The sequence below is a fragment of the Nostoc sp. genome, from assembly GCF_036917435.1.
In the GTDB taxonomy this organism is placed as follows: Bacteria; Cyanobacteriota; Cyanobacteriia; order Cyanobacteriales; family Nostocaceae; genus Nostoc.
In genome coordinates this window covers 36,177-54,281 of sequence record NZ_JBALDM010000058.1, presented here as the reverse complement: position 1 = coordinate 54,281, position 18,105 = coordinate 36,177, and the positions used below count along the sequence as shown (strand labels likewise).

The 18,105-nt window shown below is 41.1% G+C and carries 14 protein-coding genes; 9 read left to right on the top strand and 5 right to left on the bottom strand.

Translation table 11 applies throughout. From position 1 onward, the window contains the following. Positions 1-3 precede the first annotated feature (3 nt). Positions 4-2,325, top strand: coding sequence for a VIT domain-containing protein (locus V7K98_RS27625; RefSeq protein WP_335027814.1), 2,322 nt, complete (start codon positions 4-6; stop codon positions 2,323-2,325). Positions 2,326-2,358: 33 nt separating this feature from the next. Here V7K98_RS27625 and V7K98_RS27620 read toward each other — a convergent pair whose 3' ends face one another. Beyond that, positions 2,359-2,874, bottom strand: coding sequence for a hypothetical protein (locus tag V7K98_RS27620; RefSeq protein WP_335027812.1), 516 nt, complete (start codon positions 2,872-2,874; stop codon positions 2,359-2,361). A 402-nt stretch (positions 2,875-3,276) separates the two neighbouring features. Here V7K98_RS27620 and V7K98_RS27615 point away from each other — a divergent pair, with 402 nt between their 5' ends. Next, positions 3,277-3,909 (top strand): lipase family alpha/beta hydrolase, encoded by a 633-nt coding sequence (locus V7K98_RS27615; RefSeq protein ID WP_335027811.1) that lies wholly within the window; start codon positions 3,277-3,279, stop codon positions 3,907-3,909. A gap of 121 nt (positions 3,910-4,030) precedes the next feature. On the opposite strand, the gene V7K98_RS27610 is transcribed toward V7K98_RS27615, so the two are convergent. Continuing rightward, positions 4,031-4,462 (bottom strand): VOC family protein, encoded by a 432-nt coding sequence (locus V7K98_RS27610; protein ID WP_335027809.1) that lies wholly within the window; start codon positions 4,460-4,462, stop codon positions 4,031-4,033. 616 nt (positions 4,463-5,078) lie between these two features. Between V7K98_RS27610 and V7K98_RS27605 the strand changes: the two genes are divergently transcribed. From V7K98_RS27605 to V7K98_RS27590, 4 genes are all read left to right on the top strand, one after another. Continuing rightward, on the top strand, positions 5,079-5,876 hold the full coding sequence (locus V7K98_RS27605) for a TIGR00297 family protein (RefSeq protein ID WP_335027807.1): 798 nt from the start codon (positions 5,079-5,081) through the stop codon (positions 5,874-5,876). Between the two features lie 337 nt (positions 5,877-6,213). Next, positions 6,214-6,996, top strand: a complete 783-nt coding sequence (locus V7K98_RS27600) for a peptidylprolyl isomerase (RefSeq protein WP_335027805.1) — start codon at positions 6,214-6,216, stop codon at positions 6,994-6,996. After that, entirely contained in the window at positions 6,945-9,647 is a 2,703-nt protein-coding gene (locus V7K98_RS27595; RefSeq protein WP_335027803.1) for a type I secretion system permease/ATPase, read from the top strand. Before V7K98_RS27600 ends, V7K98_RS27595 begins: the two co-directional genes overlap by 52 nt. 538 nt (positions 9,648-10,185) lie before the next feature. Further along, complete coding sequence (locus V7K98_RS27590; RefSeq protein WP_335027800.1) at positions 10,186-12,063, top strand: S8 family peptidase; 1,878 nt, start codon at positions 10,186-10,188, stop codon at positions 12,061-12,063. Between the two features lie 211 nt (positions 12,064-12,274). On the opposite strand, the gene V7K98_RS27585 is transcribed toward V7K98_RS27590, so the two are convergent. The 3 genes from V7K98_RS27585 to V7K98_RS27575 all read right to left on the bottom strand — a co-directional run bounded on the left by V7K98_RS27585 (position 12,275) and on the right by V7K98_RS27575 (position 16,937). Then, positions 12,275-13,783 carry an HlyD family efflux transporter periplasmic adaptor subunit gene (locus V7K98_RS27585; RefSeq protein ID WP_335027798.1) on the bottom strand — a complete coding sequence of 503 codons (1,509 nt, stop codon included), beginning with the start codon at positions 13,781-13,783 and terminating at the stop codon, positions 12,275-12,277. Positions 13,784-14,057: 274 nt separating this feature from the next. Then, entirely contained in the window at positions 14,058-14,933 is an 876-nt protein-coding gene (locus V7K98_RS27580; protein WP_335027796.1) for an SDR family oxidoreductase, read from the bottom strand. A 309-nt stretch (positions 14,934-15,242) separates the two neighbouring features. Continuing rightward, the gene (locus tag V7K98_RS27575; RefSeq protein ID WP_335027794.1) at positions 15,243-16,937 is read right to left on the bottom strand and encodes a SpoIID/LytB domain-containing protein; all 1,695 of its coding nucleotides are present in this window, start codon (positions 16,935-16,937) and stop codon (positions 15,243-15,245) included. Positions 16,938-17,052: 115 nt separating this feature from the next. On the opposite strand from V7K98_RS27575, the gene V7K98_RS27570 reads away from it, so the two are divergent. The 3 genes from V7K98_RS27570 to V7K98_RS27560 are packed head-to-tail and all read left to right on the top strand — an operon-like array spanning position 17,053 to position 18,055. Next, positions 17,053-17,316, top strand: coding sequence for a ParB N-terminal domain-containing protein (locus V7K98_RS27570; RefSeq protein WP_012410090.1), 264 nt, complete (start codon positions 17,053-17,055; stop codon positions 17,314-17,316). Positions 17,317-17,332: 16 nt separating this feature from the next. Further along, on the top strand, positions 17,333-17,545 hold the full coding sequence (locus tag V7K98_RS27565) for a hypothetical protein (RefSeq protein ID WP_335027792.1): 213 nt from the start codon (positions 17,333-17,335) through the stop codon (positions 17,543-17,545). A gap of 18 nt (positions 17,546-17,563) precedes the next feature. Then, the gene (locus tag V7K98_RS27560; protein ID WP_335027790.1) at positions 17,564-18,055 is read left to right on the top strand and encodes a Dps family protein; all 492 of its coding nucleotides are present in this window, start codon (positions 17,564-17,566) and stop codon (positions 18,053-18,055) included. Positions 18,056-18,105 lie beyond the last annotated feature (50 nt).

The following is an 18,105-nucleotide window of genomic DNA, read 5'->3' as shown; positions in this document are numbered from 1 at the left end:
CCTATGAATATAGTAAGTTCTAAAAACCAACAGTTAGGGGGTTTGTACGTCCAATCCCCTGAAGGAGAACAGCTAGTTTTTCCGCTCAAGCATACGGAAGTTTTAGCAAAAATCGCAGGTAACTTGTCACGAGTTGAGGTGATTCAAAGCTTTGAGAATCAATTTACACAGCCTTTAGAAGCAATATATGTCTTTCCGTTACCCGATGAGGCTGCGGTGGATGACATGGAAATCAAAATAGGCGATCGCATCATCAAAGGTAATATTAAAAAACGTGAAGAAGCTGTAGCCATCTACGAAAAGGCAAAACAAGAAGGCCGCACTGCTGGACTTCTTGAACAAGAACGAGACAACATCTTTACCCAATCTCTCGCTAACATCAAACCTGGCGAACAAATTGATGTCACAATTCGTTACACCGAAAGTTTAAAATTTGAGGCGGGAAACTACGAATTTGTTTTTCCGATGGTGGTGGGGCCAAGGTATATTCCTGGAACAACCATAGATGGTAGCGGTGACACAGATCGAGTTCCTGATGCTTCCCGCATTACATCCCCTCTAGTCCCAGAAGGAATGCGAACCCGTCACAATATTAATGTCACAGTCGAAATTGATGCAGGTTTAGCAATTTCTGAAGTACGTTCTCCTTCCCATCAATTAAAAATTGAACACTCAGGTGAAATTGTGCGGATTCAATTAGCCGGAGAAGATACAATTCCCAACAAAGATTTAATTCTCCGCTATCAAGTTTCTGGACAAGAAACTCAATCCACAGTATTAACCCAAGCTGACGATCGCGGCGGACACTTTGCAATATATCTGATTCCAGCTTTAGAATATTCTCCTGATGAAATTGTCGCCAAAGATGTCGTATTTTTGGTGGATACTTCCGGTTCCCAATCTGGCGATCCGTTATGGAAGTGTCAGGAATTGATGCGGCGATTTATTAATGGGTTGAATCCCAACGATACTTTTACAATTATCGATTTTTCCGATACAGTCAGGCAGTTATCGCCAAAACCTCTACCGAATACAGCAGAAAATCGTGCCAAAGCGATCGCTTACATTAACAATTTACAAGCTGATAGCAGCACAGAAATGCTCAGTGGCATTCGTACAGCCATAAATTTCCCCACACCAGCCGGAAGATTACGCAGTGTTGTACTTCTCACTGATGGCTACATCGGCAACGAAAATGAAATTTTGGCAGAGGTACAACAGCATCTACAACCAGGAAATCGCCTTTATAGTTTTGGTGTTGGTAGTTCAGTTAACCGTTTTTTACTGAATCGTATCGCCGAAATTGGCCGGGGAATATCCCAAATTATTCGTCATGATGAACCCACAGAAGAAGTTGCCGAAAAGTTTTACAGGCAAATTAACAACCCCGTACTCACAAATATTCAAATCTCTTGGCAAGGTGACACAGAATCGCCTGTCATTTACCCAGCAATAGCGCCTGATTTATTCAGCGAACAACCATTAGTTTTGTTTGGTCGCAAACAAGATAGAGTCGGCGGTAATCTGCAAATTTCCGGCATTGCTGCGGGCGGTAAGCACTATGAAAAAACATTTAACCTCAAATTTGAAGAAACAGGAAATATTGCTGTAGCGCAGTTATGGGGGCGTGCTTGCATCAAAGATTTGATGAATCAAATGGTAAGTTTTGAAACTAAAGCTGGTGTAGAAGCGGTTACAGAAACAGCCTTAACTTATCAACTGCTTTCTCAATACACCGCTTTTGTGGCTGTCAGCGATGACGTGCGGGTTGAACCAGGAAGCGAATATATATCTATGCAAGTACCAGTGGAAATGCCGGAAGCCGTTAGTTATCAAGGAGTATTTGGCAGTCCTCCGGCTGGTGGTTTTGCGCCTAAGATATCACTCTCAATGCCATCAGCTTCAGCAGAAGCTCCAGATTTTCTCCGCAAAAGGCGATCGCCACCATCTCCAGTAGCCAAAGAAGTCGAGGTCTGTTTTAGCCTTAATAGCTTTGATTCCGATGAGATGGAACAAGATGAAATATCAGACGCAGCCATTAACCATCAGTTAGAGGTCATCAGCGTTATAGGCTTGGATGAAATAGGAATTGCTGACCTAACCCAACACTTACAACAACTAAACCTGCCTTCCGGCTTCAGTGGTGAAATCGTCTTTGAGTTCACCGTCAACAAAGGTCGAGTCGGACAAGTACTTTTGGATGAAAAAGCCTCAACCGTAAAAGATGCAGTTGTAGTGGAGAAAATTAAGCGATCGCTCCTACTTTGGAGAGTTCCTCCATCTACAACTGCCAAAGTCATCTTAACTTTGCGGATTCACATTTAACTTTTAGAAACGGGAAATTCCCGTTTCTATCTATCAATTGTTAGGTGTTTTAACCTGAAGTGCCATATCTAGGTAAGCACTCATATTCGCACCTGGACGGCGACGGCCATTTGAGCTAGTAACCGAAGGAGAGAGATATTTAGGTGCAAAGGTAGTTTCTTTTGGCTCCTCTTTAAGGACTTTGGCTGCTGCGGCTTTTTCCTTTTTGCCAGGTTCAACTTTAAGACCCTCAGCAGTCTGGACTAGCCTAACATCAGCTGGTTTGGGATTTTTAGCTGATTTTTCCTTACCATTCTGTGCGGCGGTTTTGGTTCCGTTCAATGAATCTGGCTTGGATTGAGTTGGTGCTTCTGATGCAATTGCTGTCGTTAATTTCTTAGCATTCGATGTAACTGTCTCTGCTACTTTCTTCGCGTTCGATGCTACTTCTTTAGCAACATCTTTGGCTTCGTCCAATTCTAAGAAGTAGCCGTTGCTTTTTTTCTTCCCTGGTAACAGCCCAGTTATAAAACCGAGAATACCTGAAAATAACTTTTTGATAAAATCCATTACTAATTACTCCTGCCTGTTATATTTTGGAACTCGACCGTAATTGTTAAAAATTACGAAAAAATGTAACATTTTCTGATTTGCGTCACCTTGTTCGAGTGACAACCCTTATAGGTTTGTGCTTAATCAACATTGTAGTAAAACTATAGGGCAAATGTTCTTTATGCAAGCACTTGCGACCTTTATACACCGAGAACTAATTATTAAATTTTACTGTAGCTAAGAGCAAGATTCTGAAAGCAAGCTTTATAAAAATTAACACTTCTTCGTTTAAAAATTATTGATTAGAGAAAAGCAAGCGGTTTACTTTTAACCAGTGGGAGGAGTGTCATAGACTTTTGGCAGATACCAACAGTACTCAGTTACATTTTGTACAGACTTAATTCAGCCAATATTTTAGCAATGAATACTGAAAATCAGCAAAGGAATGCCGTGTTATTGGTACATGGTATTGATGATACGGGGTTAGTTTTCCATAAGATGGCAGGGTACTTAAGATTACAGGATTGGTCTGTATATTCCCTGGATTTGGTTCCTAATAATGGTGATGTGGGTCTTGATGAATTGGCAAAACAGGTAGCCGATTATATTACATCCACCTTTGTACCAGAACAACACTTAGATATAGTAGGCTTCAGTATGGGGGGAATTGTCAGCCGTTACTATATCCAGCGACTGGGAGGAATTAACCGCGTACAGAGGTTTATCACTATTTCTTCACCCCATTATGGAACTGTGGTTGCTTATGGTTCCCAGCGTCCTGGTTGCATACAAATGCGCCCCGACAGCATTTTTCTCAAAGATTTAAATTCGGATGCAGCAATATTAGAGCAAGTAGATTTTACATCTATCTGGACACCTTATGATTTGATGATTGTCCCAGCCAATAGTTCACAAATGCCTGTAGGTATCGAAGTAATAATACCCGTCGCCTTACACCCCTGGATGCTAACAGACTCCAGGAGTTTAGCAGCAGTAAAAGCAGCTTTAACAAACCCTATCAAGCTACCCTTCTTTAAAAAAGCATCCAGTTAGTAGCCAGAATACTTACCACGCTAGCTTTATTCATCTTTAAATTACGAATTACGTTAGCAAGTCAGACACTCCTATGTCACTAACGCTACGCTATCAAGCGTCATTCCCAATTCCCAATTACTTAAGTTCTATCCCCAATTTGCGTATGTTCGTAACTCCCAAAAATCGCCTCTGGGTGACGATAATACTTGAACTCCATAAGGTTATAAAATGGATCTTCTAAAAAGAAAGTGCGATGCTCAAGAGGAGAACCAACAAAGCGATTTTTGGTTTCTTCATGAAAAAGTAGCTGTTGTTGTTGTACCCTTTCTAGTAATTCTTGCCAGTCACGCTCTTGGGTAAAAATTAGCCCAAAGTGTCTGGGATAGATACCCTTTTGCGGTATCAAGGGTTCTTTTGTGACGTGGGCTACTAGTTGATGACCATAGAGATTGAGAATCAGCGCATGATGGTTTTCACGACCAGGAATGCAGCCCAAGCCATCAACGTAATATGCTTTTGTTTGGGTAATGTCAGTTACAGGGAAAGCAAGATGGAATAAAGTTTGGCTCATAGCTTGTGGAAAAAATATTAGTTGTTGATGCTGTCTACAATTAATTCTGTTAAGTTTTGATTGTGGTCAACTTGAACACAGTTTTAATTGACAATAATTTATATCCTTTACCTTTATAACTAAAACTAGGGACTGAGTAACACTTCAGCCACTGCACCTTGTAGCTGAGGACTTCGCCCTACATTTAGATAATTTACACTCAATTTTTCAGGTGACTCCCTTCTCTTGTGCAGCTATACTAATTTATGTTTGTATGGGCACATACTCAGAAACGTAGATTTAATAGTTTACAACTTTATTATGGATGCTATGTTGGCAACTTAACGCACCATCCATAATGAAATGCTTTGGATCTCTTAGTCGAAGAGTCTAGCCAACTAAACAAAAGTTTTGCATTTTCATTTTGTTTAATCCACGTTATTGAGTCAATATTGCATTGTATATGTAAGACGTTGTTTGTAATTCTATACTCAGCTTTGAGGGTGATGCAGATGCAATTTAGTTAAAAATACAAACATATTACTTTAGCTGAAGAAGTTTCAGAAATTAAGCACTAAGCATGACAAATTCGTTATTCTGTTGATGTTCAGACAAAATTACTCATAATTAATTGCTGATGTCATCTTTAATTGATTCTGTTAATCCCTGGTTGCTGGCAGTAGTATTAAACACAATTCTATTGGGTTTAGCTTGGATTGCTCCGAAAAAGCTGCTTACCCCTGCGGGATCGTTTCATGCCTGGTTTCTAGCCATCCTAATTTGGGTAACTTTAGGCTGGCAAGGATATGTAGTAGTAATGTTCTATTTCCTGGTTGGTTCTGGCGTTACCCGCATTGGGATGGCGCAGAAAGAAGCTGAAGGAATTGCCGAAAAACGTTCTGGGGCAAGGGGGCCAGAGAATGTTTGGGGTTCCGCTTTGACAGGGGCCTTGTGTGCCTTGGGAGTAGGGATAATAAATTCAGGATTTCTTGTACTTAGTCCCCAATCCCTAGTCCCCAATCCCCAGTCTCTATTATTGCTTGGCTATGTGGCGAGTTTCAGTACCAAACTGGCTGATACCACTGCTAGCGAAGTTGGTAAAGCTTATGGTAAAAGCACTTTTCTCATTACCACACTCAAACCAGTACCTCGCGGTACAGAAGGAGCGATAAGCTTAGAGGGAACTTTAGCCGGGATTGTGGCTTCTGTTGCGATCGCATTTGTTGGTTGGGCAGTTGGTTTAATCGATTTATTAGGAGTCGCTTGGTGTGTGCTGGCAGCATTCATTGCCACTAACGTAGAAAGTGTAATTGGCGCAACACTGCAATCTAAGTATAATTGGCTGACCAATGAAGTAGTAAATATTTTTAATACATTAATCGGTGCGATCGCATCTGTGCTACTTTCCTGGACATGGGTAAATATCATTAAGTAGGTTGGGAATTGGGCATTGGGCATTGGGCATTGGGCAAAACAAAACAGTTCCTCTTTTTTATTAGCGGTAGCGGGGCAGTAGTAGAAAAGAAGCAAAAGCAATCTGCTTGACTACTACACCAGCATCTGATATTTAAAATCCTGTTTTGCCCCCGCTAGACTGTAAACATAATCATGGGAAATTATTGTATATTTACTAGCTATATAAATTTTTGACCATTTGGATGTAATTAGTTCATCAAATCTTTATCATTTTTGACAATTAATGACCAAATAATTTCTATGTGATTTAATTTAAAAGTCCTATAAGCGTTTAACCATTTTCACATAATTAATTCATGGAATCTTTATCATTTTTGACAATTAATGACCAAATAATTTCTATTGAGGAAGCTGTAAAGTACCTGCAAGCCTCTGGAAAATTGGGGCAGTTCATTGGGGATATTCTCCGTCAGCACGTAATTGAGTCAGAAATCCGAACACGAGACGATATTGAAATTGGTACAGCAATAACCGAACAGGCCATTATTGACTTTAGACTAAAAAATCAACTTACTGACCCCCAAAGTTTTCAAGAATGGTTAAAGACCAATAACACAGATTACGCTACCTTTCACACATCGGTGACTTTTGGGTACAAGTTAGAAAAGCTGAAAGCCGTAGTGACACAAGCAAAAATCCAAGAATATTTTATTGAACGTAAAATCTTTTTGGATCGTGTAGTACTTTCTCGGATAGTTGTTGATAATCGAGAATTGGCAGACGAATTACAAACCCAAATTGAAGAAGGAGGTAGTTTTGAGCAACTAGCTAAAGAGTATTCACTTTCAGATGACCGAATTGTGAACGGCATGATGGGAATAGTCAGCCGAGGAAATATGCCGGATATATTACGGGCAGCTATTGATGTGGCGAGTCCTGGACAATTAATAGGACCAATAGAAATCGTTGGCAAAGACTCTCCCCAAGGAGAAGGACCTTATGGTTTGTTTCGAGTAGAACAATTTCTGCCAGCGTCTTTAGAAGATACTCAACTAAATCTTGCATTACAAAATGAGTTATTTGAAAAATGGCTAGCAGAGAAAATTCAAAAACTGACAGTCAAATTACAAGTGAGTTAAATATTCTGGATAATGAATCTTTACGGTTAAAAGTTCTAGCTTCTTTGCCTTGGAGTCAGCCACCACTATGCTGGCTAACTCCCGAACAAAAATCCCAATTAGAAAATGAGTGCGAAACCCGTCATTATCGTCTGGGAGAAAAAATTTGGTCAAACGATGTTGGGCGTTACCAATACTTAATTGTGGCTGGAAAAGTTCGCTTACGCGAAGAGGGCATTGGTAAACCTTTAGCCGCCCTAGATGTGGGGGATTGGTTTGGTGATTTACAAAAGCTGTCTGCGGAATTTAAAGCTGTAGCTGCTAGCAAAGAAGTAGTAGTAGTATATTGGGATTCAGCCCTGTGGACAGAATTTTCTAACCCACAAATTCAAGAATTTTGGCAAGTATTTCCAGTGGGTATAGAGGGAGAAAGGGAGGCATTTTCCTTCTCTTCCACTCCTTCACTATCGGCAGCCTCAGAGGGGACTTCCAGCCCTCACAGCATTCAACCGCAAAGAAAACTCCCAGCCGCCAATTTAATCGTCTCAAACTATCCGTTTGTTGCTAGCTGGAACACTGCTGCTGCTTGTTTAACAATGGTGGCGCAACAACTAGAAAATTCTGTGCAACTGGAATGGGTGCAGCGTCAACTCAGAGGACAACATCCAAAACAAGTTGTAGAAGCAGGAGAAAAGCTAGGGTTAGTATTGCGGCGCTTACAAGTGAGTTGGGGAGAGTTGCGACAGTTATCATTTCCAGCTTTACTGTTGTGGAATTCTGACTCACCCCAGAGTCCATCTTGGGTAGTAGCTTATGGAGTTAAAGGCGATCGCTTAATTATCGCTAACCCTCTAAACCCCGATCGCATTTGTGAAAGCTTACCGCAGTCGATAGTTGAGGCATCTTGGGATGGGCGATTGTGGCAAGTAGAACTCATATCCCGGCAAGAAAAGTTTAACCTCAGTTGGTTCACTCCAGCAGTTTGGAAGTATAAGAAATTGCTAACAGAGGTATTATTAGCATCTTTTACCTTACAGCTTTTGGGGTTAACAACACCGCTAATTACCCAAGTCGTCATTGATAAAGTGATGGTGCAAGGGAGTTTGCCGACTCTTGATGTGATGGCGATCGCACTTTTATGCGTAGCCATATTTGAATCCATACTTGGCATCCTGCGCCTATTCATCTTTACCCATACAGCCCGTCGTCTGGATTTAAGTTTATCAGCACAGCTATTTCGCCACTTAATGCGGCTGCCTTTGGCTTATTTTGAGTCGCGGCGCGTCGGCGACACAGTAGCACGAGTTCAAGAACTCGAACAAATTCGTCAGTTTCTCACAGGTACAGCATTAACTGTGATTCTAGATAGCATCTTTGCTGTGGTGTATCTAGCATTGATGTTTTACTATAACGTCCCACTCACCTTTGTAGCTTTAGCAGTATTGCCACTGTTTGCGACTTTGACGATAGTTGCAACACCAATTTTGCGTAACTGGCTCAACGAAACCTTTAACCGGAGTGCTGATAGTCAATCGTTTCTAGTAGAGACAATCACCGCGATTCATTCAGTTAAAGCCCATGCAGCAGAACCAGTCGCCCGCGATCGCTGGGAAGGCTTATTTGCTCGCTTCATCCGCACAGGTTTTAAAGCCTCTACTACCTCCAATATCAGCAGCAATATCGGTGACTTCCTCACCAATTTTTCCACCATGCTGATTCTCTGGTTTGGAGCCAAATTAGTCATCGAACAAAAGCTCACAATTGGACAGCTAATTGCCTTTCAAATGCTATCTGGTAGAGTCACAGGCCCACTTTTGCGCTTAGTACAGTTATGGCAAACCCTCCAACAAGTGCTACTTTCTGTAGATCGCATTGGTGATATTCTCAACGTCTCCCCAGAAGCTGAACTAGGAACCGGTCTAGTTTTACCACCCCTAAAAGGACAAGTCACCTTCGAGCAAGTATTTTTCCGCTACCGCCCGAACTTTGAAGCAATTCTGCGCGGAATCTCTTTTAATGTCGAACCAGGGCAATTTGTTGGCATTGTCGGACGTAGCGGTTCTGGTAAAAGTACCCTATCTAAGCTATTGCAACGCCTCTACCAAATTGAATCAGGACGCATCCTTATTGATGGTTTTGATATTAAAAGTGCCGATTTAGCCTCACTGCGGCAACAAGTTAGTGTAGTTCTCCAAGAAGACTTTTTATTCAACGGTTCCATTTTGGAAAATATCACTCTCGGTACTCCTGACATTACCTCAGAGCAAGTGGTAGAAGCGGCAAGACTGGCAGTAGCACACGACTTCATCAGTCAATTACCTTACGGTTACGAAACCAATGTAGGTGAACGCGGTACCGCTTTATCTGGTGGACAAAGACAACGTATTGCCCTAGCAAGATTATTTCTTTCCCAAGCACCAATTTTAGTTTTAGATGAAGCTACCAGCGCTTTGGATAGTGAAACTGAACAACAAGTACTACAAAATCTGCAAAAAGTTTCCGCTAACCGTACCGTGTTTCTTATTGCTCACCGCTTTGCCCCTCTCAAACGTGCAGATTTGATTTTAGTATTAGAGCAAGGCGTAATTGCCGAACGTGGTACTCACTCAGAGTTGTTGCAACAAAAGGGTTTGTATTGGTCACTATATCAACGGCAGCAAACAAACATTTAATAAGATTAGTACTGTTTTCAGAAGTAAAATAGAATTCCTGTAGGAGGCAGAATGAGCAGCAAACGCCACTCATTCTGCCGTTTATTTTATAATTAATCGTATTCTAAATATGTAATATAAAATCCGTTTATATCAGAATCATTGCTCTTTCTTATCACTCTGTGCCCTCATACCATTTCTTTGTGAGGCTGCGCCAAATTTTCTTGGCTTCTTATTTCTTTCTTTGTGTGCTTTGCGTTCTTTGCGGTTCCTTCCTCATATAGTTTGGCGCATCTTCATACAGAATTGGCATCAGTGTCTCTGCGGTTTTTCTTAATCATTCGGATGATACCTAATTTGATAGAAAAATCGGTGTAGCTCTGCACCAAAAGCATAATTATCATTCTATTTTTTTGGTAATATAATTAGCATTTTATTCTGAAATTTCATAGTAATTATTAACAATACAGCTTAATTTACACATTAAAGTTTTTGCTTGACAAAAACTTTAACAATTTTGGCTGTTAAAAAACATTGCTAATTTTGAGAAAAAATACTTATGCTCAATGATAATAACAATTTGCTTTCTACTAATAAAGGGTTGAATATCACTCCAACTTCTTCATCAGATACATTTAATACTAAGGATAACTCCAGCCTGAACTTAAGCGGACATAGTAGCTACAAGTCAGCCGATTCTGATGTGCAGTTGCTAAATAATGATGACTCCAAAAACAGCAGTAATGCTACTACTAATACTTTTAGCACAGAGAGTTATAACTCCACCAATGGCTATGGCCTAATTAATGCAGCAGCAGCAGTGGCTAAAGCTACTAATCAGAATACCTTTGCTGATGTTGCCAATCTTGGTGGCAATAATTGGGGAGCAGACCTTGTTAAAGCACCAGAAGTCTGGGCACACGGATACACAGGTAAAGGCGTTGTTGTTGCTGTTGTAGATACTGGGGTTGACTACAACCACGAAGATTTAAAAAATAATATCTGGACAAATACCAAGGAAATTCCAGGCAACGGTATAGATGATGATGGTAATGGCTATGTTGATGATACTTACGGCTGGAACTTTGCGGATAAAAATAACAACACCCTAGATAACAACGGTCATGGTACTCATGTTTCCGGCACGATCGCAGGAGAAAATAATAACTACGGTGTCACTGGTATTGCATACAATGCCAAAATTATGCCTGTCAAAGTTTTAGATGACTCTGGCTCTGGTTCCTATAGTTCCATAGCTAAAGGTATTCGCTACGCTGCGGATAACGGAGCTAATGTGATTAATCTCAGTTTAGGTGGCGGCTCTAACAATAATACTCTAGAGTCAGCGATTAACTATGCCAGCAGCAAAGGAGTAATTGTTGTCATGGCAGCAGGTAATGATGGTGACTCATCACCAGACTATCCCGCCCGCTATGCATCAAAGTCGGGAATTGCTGTTGGAGCAGTAGACAAAAATAATAAAATGGCCGACTTCTCTAACCGCTCTGGAACCGATGAAATCGCTTATGTCACTGCTCCAGGAGTCAAGGTCTATTCATCAGTTCCAAATAATGAATATGCCACTTATAGCGGCACTTCTATGGCTGCTCCCCACGTTGCCGGTGTAGTTGCCCTAATGCTTAGTGCTAACCACAATTTGACTGATGCCCAAGTCCGTCAGATTGTCACAGAAACCGCAGGAAATAGTACACAAAGTACAAACTCTAGTTTAAATGTTTCTAATGTCAGTTCTGTGGCGAGTCAGGTTATTTCTACAACAAGCTACGCAGACACAGCAAATAAATCACAAAGTACAAACTCTAGTTTAAAGATTTCTAATGTCAGTTCTCTAGCGAGTCAGGTGACATCTAACGATAATGTGCTACACATCTATGGACAGACGCAAAATTATCTAACATCACAGACAAGTTCTAGTTTAAATAATTCTGATGTCGTTTCTCTAATAGGTAAGGCAATCACAGAAACGGCAAAATATCTCACACCAGAAACTACTACTAGTTTAAATAATTCTGATGTTGTTTCTCTAATAAGTAAGGCAATTACAGAAACGGCAAAATATCTCACACCAGAAACTACCACTAGTTTAAATAATTCTGATGTCGTTTCTCTAATAGGTAAGGCAATTACAGAAACGACAAAATATCTCACACCAGAAACTACCACTAGTTTAAATAATTCTGATCCTCTAATAGGTGGGGCAATCACAGAAATGGCAAAATATTTGACACCATCTGAGGGAAATAATGGATTAGCCAATCTAGAATTATGGTCGCAATCCCAAAACTATGAAAACATCATGAGCATTATCAATCTGGATAGCAATAATGAAGATGGAAATAATATTGATTATGGCAGCCTATTAAAGGGATTTCAAAAACAAATTGAGCAGTATAGAAAATACTTTGGTCTTGGTTGAAAATTATAGCGTTTCTTAATTACATCAGATACTTCATAGCCTCCTCCTCGCTTGCCGGGAGGGGGGTGGGGGTGGGTAACTTGAGTACCTCACTCAACTGAGAACCGCTATATAACGATTTTTAGTAGGTTAACATATCTGTATTAACCTACCAATCTATTGGTATCAACTTTAAACTAAAATAGCTATCAAAATAAGATAGGCTACAAACTTACCTAACCGAAAATGCCTCGTTGAAGCGCCGTGTCACAGGCTCAGTAATGAATGTCAAAATTGACTTTTTACGAGTGACAATTTCACCTGTAGCAGACATACCCGGTGTAAATTCTACCTCTTGACCACGCACATTAACTGAATGTTTATTTAGCTTAATTCTTGTAGGGAAAACTAAACCCAATTCTTTATCAACAATTGCATTCGGACTGACTTGCATGACTTCGCCATCCACAATCCCAAATTCTTGGAAGGGGAAAGTCGCCATTTTCACTTTTGCTTTCATTCCTTGACGAATAAACCCAATATCGCGGTTGAGAACTTTCACCTCTAGAAGCATTTCTTCGCCTTCTGGCAAAATTGATACCAATTCTTCACCGGATTGGACTGGGCCTTTAGTAGCTTTGACTCTGTAAATCGTACCAGCAACGGGAGCCTCAATAGTTGCCAAAGATTGCTGCTTCCTCGCCTGCTCTAATTGACCTAGAGCAGTTGTCAGTTCTTCTTTACGCTTGTTAAACTGCGTTAAAATTTCACTTTGGCGTTCTGATGATATGCGCTGGGACTGACTGCGGGCAGCCTTGTAAGCTTGTTCTGCTTGGCGAATTTCTTGGGCTTGGGCAGCAATATCTTTTTCTAATGACGTGGCTTTATCTTGAGCTTCTGTTATTCTATTCTGGGCGTTAGTCACTTCATCTTGCGCTCTGGTAATTTCTGTCTTTGCACGAGTTAATTTTTCTTGAGCATCCAAGTAATCAACACGAGGTACAGCACCAGGAGTAATTAGGGTGCGTAAGCTTTTTTCCCTTTCTTCTGCGAGAGCCAAATTGCTTTCAATTTTAATTCGGATGCTATCTGCGTTGACAAGGTTGGTTTGAGCATTCGCAAAGCTGCTTCTAGCATTAACTAAGTTGTCTTGCAACCGAGTCAAGCGAACCTTGGCTTGATTGATAAGTGCGATTTGGCGATTTGCTTCTGCTTCCGCCCCTGCTTGACGCGCTTGATAGTCTTGTAGGCGTGAGGTTAAAAGTTCATCTTGTAGTTTTGTCCCAGTAGTTTTACCGCCAACACGTTCTGCATCCAAACGTTGTAAATCGTCTTGAATCAATTTAGTAGATTTGGCTAGGCGGGAAACGTCGCTTTTTTGCAAGTCTGGATCTTTTTGAATCAGAATTTGACCCTTAGTAACGCGATCGCCTTCTTGTACTTTAACAGCGACAATTGACCCCCCACCCAAAGATGTCACCGGTCTTACCTGGGTGGAAGCAATTAATTCCCCTGGCGCTGTTGCTACTTCATCGATTTGCGAGAAATACGCCCAAGCGATCGCCCCAAATACAATCAAGCTCATTGTTCCCGCTAATAATCTCGTATACAGGGGTGGCAATTCCTGTACCGCTTTCCCCAATTCATAAGTGAGTTTTTCTTCTGGTTGGGCGAATCGCTCTTTTGTCTGACGTGCTTGAGCAGCATTTACCATATATTTTTGTCCTTTGTTATTTGTCATTTGTTATAGCGGTTCTCGGTTGAGTGAAATACACCCGTAGGGGCACAGCAGTGCTGTGCCCTTACACTTAGCGATTAATGTTGTACTGTATCTGAATGGGAACCGCTATATTTGTTAACTAAGTTGGTCAAATTAAATATAAAACCTCACCCTACCTCCGGCTTCCCTCTCCTTAGTAAAGAGAGGGATTGAGGGTGAGGTTTAATCTTATATTTAATTACATCTACCTACTTATTTGTCCTTGGTTATTTACTAATGACCAATGACGTTTAATTCAAATTGCTAGATAGCGCCGCAAAAAGTTTTCTAATGTCTCCAATTGAAAGTTAAAAATCGCTTCTAAATTGGCAATTTCATCTTTTGTACAGAAAAATTCATTTGCTAGCAATGTGCGATAAGTTCCCAAAGCTTTTTGGATTTGGGGATTAAATAAACCCAATGCACTTTGTAATCCATCAATAAAAAATAGTGGTGAGTTAATTATTACTGGCTCTTTGGCGAAAATCCGACCAAAAATTCGGGGAATATCTTCTCGTAATAAAATCTCCGGGCCTCCCACTGGTAAAATCTGGTTACGAGCGCCTGCAACAGTCACAGAATCTACTACTATCCTTGCCAAATCATCGGTACTGACAATTGAGGTACGGTTTTTGCGATCGCCAACTAGCAGATATAATCCCGTTTCCCGAAATCTTTCTACCAGTGGCAGCAAGTTAGATGCTAATCCAGATGGGCGTAAAATTGTGTAATTCAAGCCACTAGCTGACAAATATCGCTCTACTGCTCGTTTAGCTTTGAACACAGGAGCATCTTCATATCCGCGATCGGCTCCCAATACGGAAATGAAGACAAAATGCTCTACGCCATTGACTTTTGCTTGGTCAATCAGTTCAATATTGGCGCTGTAATCTAAGGATAGAGCATCGCTATCAGAACCGTGGGCGCTGATAATATACTTCACACCCCGACTAGCTTTTTCAATATCTTTTTCCCGTAGCAAATCACCGATAAAGATTTCTGCACCCCGGTGTTCTAAATCGCTGTAGCGCGAGGTTAGGCGAACAAATGCCCGCACAGACTGTTCTTGCTGCCGTAAGAGTCGCACAACTCTGCGACCAATTCCTCCCGTTGCTCCAGTTACTAGAAACATATAAATACCTAAATTGAATAGTTACAGTGTTGATAGTTGTCAAAATGCTCTATATATATGTGTTTAAGACCCATTTATCAATACTTAAACAAAGATATCAGCATATTTTTATACTGTGTTACCATGCTCAAATATCCTCAAGCCAACTAAGCCAATAGGTCACACCCTATTTATCTTAATACCTCCAAAACGATCCCCCACATCCTTGTAGATGTGGGGGATAAGTTAAAGTCAGGGAATTTGAACCCTTTACGTTGCTGAGTTTGTTGTAGTGCTAAAGATAGATGCAACTTAACAATGGCGATCGGCTTAAAGTTTAATCTCTTTGTTAATAATCTGAATCTGAGTACCAGGATAGTAAAACTGGATAATTTTGGGACTTGACCAACCTAATTTTGCGAGATTTTGAGCGCCAGTTTGACTCAAGCCAACTCCATGTCCTAATCCACCACCAACAAAAGCGTATCCCCACAGTTCTGCTTTGCCTTTATTTAGAGGTTCTAGGTAAAAAAGCGTACTTGTAGGAGCAGCAAAGGCACTGCGAACTTCGTCTTTGTGGAGAATAAAGGTACTTTTATCAGTTTTAACGGCGAGTTCCAGGATGCGTCCACTCTCGCTTCGCTTCACCACTGCCATAGCCTGAATTGTCTTAAATTTGGCATGAGGACTGTTTTTCACCTGCAAAAATTTCTGCAAGTCCTTGATAATATCCTCCAAAGGGGTTTCTTTGTGCCAACGAAAGGCATCCCACTTACTCTCATTAAATCCTTGTTGGATATTAATAAATTTTTGGAAGTTCTTTTCATTTGCCAAACTTTGCTTAGACAAATCCCAAAAATTAGTTGCAGCATCTAGTACAGGCCGCAAATAGGGACGATCGTCGCCATTCCAGACATCACTGAAGGAAGCAGTAACGCCACCGGTAGTAGAAGAATACAGGGCATCTACTAGTTCGTTTTTATAAGTTACTACCTTACCCCTAGTGGAAGCGATCGCTTTGTCTGTTTTGGCAGCCGCTCCATTTAACCCATAATAAACTTGGCAGTGAGTATCAGCACACAACTGATAATTATCTGCGGCAAACCTGCGTAAATTTCTTAAAGCATAAGTCCGAGCGAGAATTGCTTGGGCTTCTAACGCCGCCGTTGGTGCATCTGTACCTATTTCGTAAGGCACAACCCCACGTAAATAAGTTTCTAAGGGTACTTGGTTAACTAGAGTGTATGTGCCGTAAGCATTTGGCTGTAAATTCAATTGCCCAGCATAAAGACGAGCATTCTCTGGTTTTTCGCTTTTATTCACCCGAATCAAGTTTTTATCAGTGCTGATTTCCAAATTATCTGGGCTATAGCGTTTACCATCTACCACCCAACTAACTTGCGGCACTTGTTTTAAAACTTTAGTATCAAGATATACTTTTTCTTTGGTAGAAGCTTGGATGTTTTGCAATAATAAACGGCGCAGTAAAGGAGTGCTATAAACATCTCGTTTAGCCCAAACTTGCCAGCGTTCTGGCTGGGCAATTTCCACTTCTATTCCCTGAGAACGCCATTTGTTAGCACTGTCTTCGGCAGTTTCAAAAGTGCGATATGTGCCTAAGACTACCATTTCTTCAACATCTGCCTGGGGTAAAGCTTGCATGACTGTTTCCAGCAATACGCGGTTCTTCGTCACCAGACTTTGCTGCTTGTTACCCGCTTTAAATTTTAGCTTTAAGCGATCGCCTTTTGTGGGTTCCAGTTGCAGTTTAGCTGTGGGTTCTGAGCCAAATCGCTGCACAATCCCAATTTTCAATTCCATGCCCTGGATATTGCTCTCAGGCCCTGATGCAGCAGTCAGTCCCAAGAGACAAAATGTTGTCAGCACAGTGCGGGAAAAACGCCAAAGCGAAAATTTCATGGATAGATAGCGGAGCGGTAGTGAGTAATCAAGCGTCTTCTGCCCTCTAATGCGGCGTTGGATCTGATTTTCCAATTGCTTTGCAGCACGGTCTTTTTGTCGCATGAGCGCTCCAATGATACCATTACCAGTTTTGCCCAAAATATACGTTGCAAAACAAAGTCATAACGACTATGATTTATTCAGGGACATAAAACAGAACTAGTTGGATAAACTCTTTATGGTTAGAGTTCAAGAAATTCCATTAAATCAGATAAAACGGCCATTGCCCCGTGCAAACGATCCAAATAAAGTGCAAGCTTTAATGGAATCGATTGCGGAAATTGGGCAGCAAGAACCTATTGATGTCCTAGAAGTAGATGGACAATATTATGGCTTTTCAGGTTGTCATCGGTATGAGGCTTGCCAGCGTTTAGGCAAAGAAACCGTTTTAGCCAGAGTCCGTAAAGCACCCCGCAGCGTTTTAAAGATGCACTTGGCATAGATAATGGGCATGGGGCATGGGGCATGGGGAATGGGGGATGGGGCATGGGGCATGGGGAATGGGGAATGAGGACTTAATTTATTTTCTTGCCAATGCCCAATGCCCAATTTCCAATTCCCAATGCCCAATTCCCAATTCCCAATTCCCAATTCCCAATTCCCAATTCCCAATGCCCAATTCCCAATGCCCAATTCCCAATTCCCAATTCCCCATTCCCAATTACATATAACTTAATTAGGAGAAAATTATGTCATCGAAAGTAACAGTAAAAAATGTAAATATCGGCATTGATGAAGCGAGTAGGGCTAAAATTGCTGAGGGTTTATCTCGTCTGTTGGCTGACACTTATACACTGTATCTGAAAACCCATAATTTCCACTGGAATGTCACGGGGCCGATGTTCCAAACCCTACATTTGATGTTTGAAACCCAGTATACAGAATTAGCTTTAGCCGTTGATTTAATCGCCGAGAGAATTAGAGCGCTTGGCTATCCTGCACCAGGAACCTACAGCGAATATGCCAAACTGAGTTCGATTCCAGAAACTCCCGGAGTTCCTAAAGCTGTGGAAATGATCGGCTTATTAGTGGAAGGGCAAGAAGCCGTAGTCAGAACTGCACGGTCTATTTTCCCTGTGACAGAGGAAGTTAACGACGAACCTACCGCCGATTTATTAACTCAACGGATGCAAGTACACGAAAAGACAGCTTGGATGTTGAGAAGCTTACTGGAAGAATAGGTAATAAACCTTTTTCTCTATCTAACTAGCTGATTGCAAAATTGTGATTA

Coding starts and splice junctions, on each gene's coding strand:
- V7K98_RS27590 (WP_335027800.1), top strand. CDS start 10,186: ATGCTCAATGATAATAACAATTTGCTTTCTACTAATAAAGGGTTGAAT.
- V7K98_RS27625 (WP_335027814.1), top strand. CDS start 4: ATGAATATAGTAAGTTCTAAAAACCAACAGTTAGGGGGTTTGTACGTC.
- V7K98_RS27570 (WP_012410090.1), top strand. CDS start 17,053: ATGGTTAGAGTTCAAGAAATTCCATTAAATCAGATAAAACGGCCATTG.
- V7K98_RS27585 (WP_335027798.1), bottom strand. CDS start 13,783: ATGACAAATAACAAAGGACAAAAATATATGGTAAATGCTGCTCAAGCA.
- V7K98_RS27615 (WP_335027811.1), top strand. CDS start 3,277: ATGAATACTGAAAATCAGCAAAGGAATGCCGTGTTATTGGTACATGGT.
- V7K98_RS27610 (WP_335027809.1), bottom strand. CDS start 4,462: ATGAGCCAAACTTTATTCCATCTTGCTTTCCCTGTAACTGACATTACC.
- V7K98_RS27605 (WP_335027807.1), top strand. CDS start 5,079: ATGTCATCTTTAATTGATTCTGTTAATCCCTGGTTGCTGGCAGTAGTA.
- V7K98_RS27620 (WP_335027812.1), bottom strand. CDS start 2,874: ATGGATTTTATCAAAAAGTTATTTTCAGGTATTCTCGGTTTTATAACT.
- V7K98_RS27595 (WP_335027803.1), top strand. CDS start 6,945: ATGGCTAGCAGAGAAAATTCAAAAACTGACAGTCAAATTACAAGTGAG.
- V7K98_RS27580 (WP_335027796.1), bottom strand. CDS start 14,933: ATGTTTCTAGTAACTGGAGCAACGGGAGGAATTGGTCGCAGAGTTGTG.
- V7K98_RS27575 (WP_335027794.1), bottom strand. CDS start 16,937: ATGCGACAAAAAGACCGTGCTGCAAAGCAATTGGAAAATCAGATCCAA.
- V7K98_RS27560 (WP_335027790.1), top strand. CDS start 17,564: ATGTCATCGAAAGTAACAGTAAAAAATGTAAATATCGGCATTGATGAA.
- V7K98_RS27565 (WP_335027792.1), top strand. CDS start 17,333: ATGGGGCATGGGGAATGGGGGATGGGGCATGGGGCATGGGGAATGGGG.
- V7K98_RS27600 (WP_335027805.1), top strand. CDS start 6,214: ATGGAATCTTTATCATTTTTGACAATTAATGACCAAATAATTTCTATT.